The 6,306-nt window shown below is 73.5% G+C and carries 5 protein-coding genes; 2 read left to right on the top strand and 3 right to left on the bottom strand.

What is annotated here, in order from left to right:
* Positions 1-662 (bottom strand): transaldolase family protein (locus tag MXD58_RS17480; RefSeq protein WP_284678504.1); only part of this gene is annotated, 662 nt, incomplete at its 3' end.
* Between the two features lie 1,184 nt (positions 663-1,846).
* On the opposite strand from MXD58_RS17480, the gene MXD58_RS17485 reads away from it, so the two are divergent.
* Together MXD58_RS17485 and MXD58_RS17490 are read left to right on the top strand one after the other, a co-directional pair.
* Positions 1,847-2,716, top strand: coding sequence for a heme o synthase (locus tag MXD58_RS17485; protein ID WP_248841433.1), 870 nt, complete (start codon positions 1,847-1,849; stop codon positions 2,714-2,716).
* Between the two features lie 156 nt (positions 2,717-2,872).
* On the top strand, positions 2,873-3,067 hold the full coding sequence (locus MXD58_RS17490; protein WP_250609577.1) for a hypothetical protein: 195 nt from the start codon (positions 2,873-2,875) through the stop codon (positions 3,065-3,067).
* Here MXD58_RS17490 and MXD58_RS17495 read toward each other — a convergent pair.
* A complete protein-coding gene (locus MXD58_RS17495; RefSeq protein ID WP_248841430.1) occupies positions 3,046-3,711 on the bottom strand; it encodes a response regulator transcription factor in 666 nt (221 codons plus the stop codon). The two genes, MXD58_RS17490 and MXD58_RS17495, sit on opposite strands and share 22 nt — an antisense overlap.
* On the bottom strand, positions 3,708-5,363 hold the full coding sequence (locus MXD58_RS17500) for a sensor histidine kinase (RefSeq protein WP_248841431.1): 1,656 nt from the start codon (positions 5,361-5,363) through the stop codon (positions 3,708-3,710). Before MXD58_RS17500 ends, MXD58_RS17495 begins: the two co-directional genes overlap by 4 nt.
* Positions 5,364-6,306 lie beyond the last annotated feature (943 nt).

The following is a 6,306-nucleotide window of genomic DNA, read 5'->3' on the forward strand; positions in this document are numbered from 1 at the left end:
CCCCCCCCCCCCCCCCCCCCCCCCCCCCCCCCCCCCCCCCCCCCCCCCCCCCCCCCCCCCCCCCCCCCCGCCCCCCCGCCCGCCCCCCCCCCCCCCCCCCCCACGGCCTGCTCGACGCCGCTCTGGAACGCCTCGATCACGGCGTCGTAGCGGTCCAGCCCGAAGATCAGCGTGACGTTGACGCTGATGCCCTCGGCCAGCGTGCGGGTGATCGCCGGCAGGCCGGCCTTCGTCGCCGGGATTTTGATGAACAGGTTGGGGCGGTCGACGAGCCACCACAGCGCCCGCGCCTCGGCGACGGTGCGCTCGGTGTCGTGGGCCAGGCGCGGGTCGACCTCCAAGGAGACCCGTCCGTCCACGCCGCCGGAGGCGTCGTAGGCGCCGCGCAGCACGTCGCAGGCCTCGCGGACATCCGCCGCGGTGATCAGGCGGACCGCCTCGCCGAGGTCCACGCCGCGCAGGGCGAGGTCTCCGAGCTGCTCGGCGTAGTCATCGCCGGCGCCGATCGCTTTCTGGAAGATCGTCGGGTTGCTGGTGACACCGACCACGCCGCGCTGCGCGACCAGGTCGGCAAGGTTTCCGGTACGCAGACGCTGGCGGCTGATGTCGTCCAGCCAGACCGCCACGCCGGCGGCCGAGAGCTCGGTCAGGGGGGTGCTCATCGGTGGTGTGTTTCCTCTCCGCGGGGCGGTCGTCCATCCATCCCGGGTCAGGCGTTCACCCGGTGGTCAAACTGTTCCGTGCGAACCATTCCCGGCGCTGGTGATGATGCCCGAACGGGTGCGGCGAAACCGGTGGGGCGCCCGGAACGGCGCGCGGCCTCCCGGCCGCGTCCACCGCGGCCGGCTCATCGACCCACCGCCGACCCCTTCGGGCCGTACCCTGCCCGCACCGTCTGCATCCCAGTCTCGTACCAGTCTGATCCAAGTCTGCGCGCCGCCGTGACGGCCAGGTAGCAGTTGGAAGAACAGCCGGTGTGGACCTGGCCTGACGGCGGCCGTGAGACACACCACGGGAGACCTCGGCCACCCGTGCGGCCACCCCGTCGGGCGGCGGGCGGTCTCGGACCGGGATCGCGCTGGTCGCGACCCGGACCGGCCGGAGGGCCGCGCGAGGGCAAGAGTGAGCCAGACCGCAGGATCGCCGGACGTTCAAGGCTTGGGCGCCGCGCGTGCGCCGCGATCCGGCGGCTAGACTCCGACACGTCGTAGAACACATTCCGCTCCGTCTCCGGGGCTCCGTCCAGCGCGGGTCACCCACCGATCCCGCCGATCGCGAGGTCGCTCTGTCTACCGAGGCCGTCCTTCGTCGCCGGCACCTCACCGCACGCGGACCGGTGCGGTCGGACGTCTCCGCGTCCCCCCGGCCCGAGGGCAATCCCGCGGCCGGTCCTGCCGCCGCGTCCAACGGCATCGCCGTCGCCAAGGACGCGGTGCCCTCGAACGGCGTGTCCGGCTCCCCAGGCGTGACCAGTTCGAACGGCGTGTCCGCGGCCGCCTCGAACGGCGTCTCCGTGTCCGTTTCGAACGGGGTTTCCGTGTCCGGCTCGAACGGGGTCTCCGGCTCCCACAGCAAGTCCGCCTCGAACGGCGTGTCCGGTTCCAACGGCGTGTCCGGTTCCAACGGTGTGTCCGGTTCCAACGGCGTGTCTGGTTCGAACGGTGTGTCTGGTTCGAACGGTGTGTCTGGTTCCAACGGCGTGTCTGGTTCGAACGGTGTGTCTGGTTCGAACGGTGTGTCTGGTTCAAACGGTGTGGCCGGCTCCCACGGGGTCGCCTTGCTCGCCGTCGGCGCCGCGGGGGCCGGCGGGGTCGTGCCCGGCGCCGGGGTCTCCGGCCTCGCCGCGCTGGGGGCCAAGGCCCGCGCGTACGTCGCGCTGATGAAGCTGCGTGTGGTCGAGTTGCTGCTCGTCACCACCGTGCCGGCGATGATGCTCGCCCGTGACGGCATGCCCTCGGTCTGGCTGATCGTGGTGACCCTGGCCGCCGGCACGCTCTCCGCCGGCAGCGCCAACACGATCAACTGCTACGTCGACCGGGACATCGACCAGGTGATGGGCCGCACCAAGCGCCGCCCCCTGGTCCGCGCCGCCGTCACGCCGACCGAGGCGCTCGTGTTCGGCATCATCACCGGCATCGCCTCCACGCTGATGTTCGGCCTGCTGGTGAACTGGCCCTCGGCGCTGCTCTCGGTCGGCGCGATCGCCTTCTACGTCTTCGTCTACACGCTGGGGCTCAAGCGCCGCACGCCGTCGAACATCGTCATCGGCGGCGCGGCTGGCTGCTTCCCGGTGCTGATCGGCTGGTCCGCCGTGACCGGCACCGTCAGCTGGTCGGCGGTGCTGCTGTTCGCGATCGTGTTCTTCTGGACGCCGCCGCATTTCTGGGCGCTGGCGATGCGGTACCGCGACGACTACGCCGCCGCCGGGATCCCGATGCTGCCCGTCGTCGCGTCCGCCGAGACGGTGACGCGGCGGATCCTGTTCTACTCGTACGCGATGGTCGCCGTGTCGCTCGCGCTCGCGCCGGTCGCTCACACCGGCATGTTCTACCTGGTCGCGGCGGTTGTTCTGGGCGGCTGGTTCCTGGCCGAGGCACATCGCATCGTCCGGCGCACCGAGCAGGGCGAGGACCCGTCCCCGATGCGGCTGTTCCACATGTCGATCACCTACCTCACGCTGCTGTTCGTCGCGATCGCCATCACCGCCCTGATCTGACCGGCCCGCGCTGGTCCTCTCCCGTCCGAGTTGTCGCACAGGAGGGCCGGGCCCTCCCAGGTACGCCGGTGATCGTCTGCGGTCTCGGGATCGCACGATCGCGTCACCGGGAGACAAGGGGCGGCGGAGATACCTCGTCCGCGGGCAGGCCGTCCGATGCCGATGATGCCGGTGCGCTATGCGGTCGCGGACCTGTTGGACCCGCCCGCGGGCTGGCTCGCCGATCCGTTCGATCTCGTCGTCGAGGTGTACACGGTGCAGGTGCTCCCGTTCGGGTCGCCGCTGCGCGCCGCGGCCCTCGACCGGCCAGCAGGTCGCACGCGCTGGGATCACCGCTCCTCCAGACGGTAGCCCATGCCGCGCAGGGTGGTGATCCGGCCGGCGCCGAGCTTGCGGCGCAGGTAGCCGACGTAAACGTCGACGATGTTGCTGCCGGGGTCGTGGTCGTAGCCCCAGACGGCGGACAGCAGCTGCTCCCGGGCGAGTACCTGGCCCGGGTGGCGCAGGAACGTCTCGGCCAGGACGAACTCCCGCGCCGTGAGATCGATGACCCGGTCGCCGACCCGCGCCCGGCGGGTGCGCAGATCCAGCGCGAGCTCGCCGCAGCGCAGCACGGTCTGCTCGCCGTCGGGCCGGTCCGGGCGCAGCCGCAGCCGAATCCGGGCCAGCAGCTCCTCGAACCGGAACGGTTTGCTCATGTAGTCGTCGGCTCCGCCTTCCAGAGCGGCGACCGTGTCCCGCACGCCGTCGCGGGCGGTGAGCATCACCACGGGCAGCCGCGAGCCGGCGGCGCGCAGCCGGCGCAGCACCGCGAAGCCGTCGAGGTCCGGCAGGCCGATGTCGAGGACGAGCAGGTCGACCTCCCCGGACAGGGCCACCGTCAGCGCCGACTGGCCATCGCCCACGCAGGTCGGCGCGAACCCGTTGGAGCGCAGCCCCTTCGCCACGAACGAGGCGATCCGCCGCTCGTCCTCGGCGATGAGTACCCGGTTCATCTCCGCCTCCCACCCGCCGCACTCCGCCTGCGCCCGCGCGCCACGCCGCCGCGCGCCGCCGGAGTGTGGGGTTCACCGTCGTCCCTGTCCGGCGCGGCGGGTTCGATCGCCGGGGCGGGACGTGCGCCCTGGTCGGGAGAACCGTCGTGGCTGCGGGAGTCCTGGTCCACCAGGGGCAGTTCCAGGGCGAAGGTCGCGCCCTCGCCCGGCTCGCCGCCGACCCGGACGGTGCCGCCGTGCGCCGTCGCGATCGCCCGCACGATCGCGAGACCGAGCCCCGCTCCACCACCCGCCGGGGACGGCGCCCGCGTGGAGGCACCGCGGGCGAAGCGTTCGAAGATGCGCGCCCGGTCACCCGGCGCCACCCCGGGACCGGAGTCCGTCACCCACAGGCGCGCGCCGCGGTCATCGGCCGACGAGCCGATCGCGATTGGTCCGCCGGTCGGGGTGTGCTCGGCGGCGTTCTGCGCGAGCTGCAGCATCGCCTGGGTGAGCCGCTGCCGGTCGGCGGGCACCCGGCCGTCGCCGACCGCGTCGAGCCGCCACGCGCGTGGGGCCAGCGCCCGCGTCTTGACGAACAGGTCGGTGGTGAACGCCGCGAGATCCATCGGTTCGCGGCGCAGGAAGTCGGGCTGCTCCGCCTTCGCGAGCACCAGCAGGTCATCGACCATCCGGCTCATCCGGTCGAGCTCGTCCAGGACGAGGGCGACGGTCTCCGCCCGGTCGTCCGGGTCGTCACCGAGCAGCTCCAGATGCCCGCGGATGATGGTGATCGGGGTGCGCAGCTCGTGGCCGGCGTCGTCGACGAAGGCACGCTGGGTGTCGAACGCGTTCTCGAGCCGGTCCAGCATGCCGTTGAATGTCCGCGCCAACTCCGTGATCTCGTCCCGCCCGGCTCCGCCACCTCGGCCGGCGACACCGCGGTGTCGCACCGCCGCGGCCTGGCGCCGGCGGCGGATGCCCCACCCGCCGCCGAGCGGGATACGCCGGGACAGATCTGTCTCCGTGATCGTCTGCGCGGTCCGGCGGACCATCCGTACCGGGGCGAGCACCCGCCCGGCGACCAGCCAGCCGGCGACGCCGGCGACGGCCAGCGCGCCGAACCCGACGACGCCGAGCACCCGGACCACCTCGTCCACCTCGGCGCGCTCCCGGTCGACGAACACGGCCGACACGAACACGCCCAGCTCCGGGTGGCCCAGCATCCGCACGGGCACCGCGACATAACGCACGTCGCCGGCCGGGGTGCCGACCCGGCCGTAGTGCGGCTGGCCGGCCGCCACCGAGGACGCGAAGGCCGCGGTCGCGGCCCGGTCGGTGTCCAGCCGGTACGGTGGCGTCTCGGCGCTGCGGAAGGCCGGCGCGCCGTCCACGAGCGCGAGCATCGTCTGGTTGCGGTCCGGAATCGCCCGTTCGAGATGCGCCTCCAACAGGGCGCGCACGTCGGCGAACTGCGACCGTCCGGTGGCCGGGTCGGCACTCTTGTCGACGAACCGGCGCAGCTCGCTGACCTCCTTGGCCAGGCCCTGGTCCACGCGCTCGTCAACGCGCGCCATCAGCACCTGGCGGGCCGCCAGTACGGAGCCGCCCAGCGCCAGCGCCACGAGCAGCAGCTGCCAGCCGAGGATGCGCAGCCGCGCGGATCCGGCCACGGCGCGGATCCTCATCAGGCCGCTGCCCCGCCCGCGGGCCCGCGGCCGCCCGGGCGGCATGCGCTCCAGCGTCCAGGCGGCGCCGAAGCCACGGATGAGAACACCATGAGAAGGTTCTCATGCGGCGGGTGACCGGGGCGGCGGCCTACGATCGGGGTCTCTCGGCTGGCGCGGGGCCCGGCGTGTCCGGGGCGCTGCTGGACGGCGGCGGCATCAGTGCCTGGCTCCCGGCGCCACCCCCGGGGACGACCGGCAGCGCCCGGACGGGCACCGGTGCCGCCGCACGCTGCTCACCAACTTCCGCGAACACCTGCGGTGGCAATGGGGTCAGGCGTCCCGCGGTACGCGAGACAGGCGCCGGCGTCGCGGTGGACGTCGCAGTGGGCGCGGACCTGGGCGCCAGGATCGGTCCGCCCAGGTCCGGCGGGCGAGGCTCACCTGCGACGGACACGACCCCGGCGGCCAGGCCACCGATGACCGCGACCAGGCCTAGCGCCGCGAGGCCGATTGACCAGGTTCCGGCCCGAGCCTGCACCTCCGGCACCGCCCGGGCGCCAGCGGCGGGACTCGACATTTCCGGCTGATCCGCCATGCGGGACATCCTAGGCCCGGCCCGGGACCGCTACCCGGCGGAGATCACGGGTGGCGCGCGCCTCCCCGGATGAGAGGGCTCTCACCGCCGTCTCACCCTGCGCCCACCTGGCGCGCACAGGCTCGGTCCAGGCCGAGCGGACGACGCCGGCCCGCGACCATCGGCGTCCGGCCACGGGTGGCCCGGACGCCACCACGGAATCGAGGCAGTTCGGTGATGAGTACTCCCAGCGGTCCGACCCGAGCCGGCCGGCTTCTGCGTACGTCAGCGTTCGGGGTGAGCCTGGCGGGCGCCGTCGCCGTCGGGGTGGCGCTGCCCGCGACACCCGCCAGCGCCGCGACACCCGCCAGC

It is taken from the genome of Frankia sp. AgKG'84/4 (assembly GCF_023242965.2).
Taxonomy (GTDB): domain Bacteria; phylum Actinomycetota; class Actinomycetes; order Frankiales; family Frankiaceae; genus Frankia.

Excerpts from the sequence above, each read along its gene's own strand:
- MXD58_RS17490 (WP_250609577.1), top strand. The coding sequence starts at position 2,873 with ATGCCGATGATGCCGGTGCGCTATGCGGTCGCGGACCTGTTGGACCCG.
- MXD58_RS17495 (WP_248841430.1), bottom strand. The coding sequence starts at position 3,711 with ATGAACCGGGTACTCATCGCCGAGGACGAGCGGCGGATCGCCTCGTTC.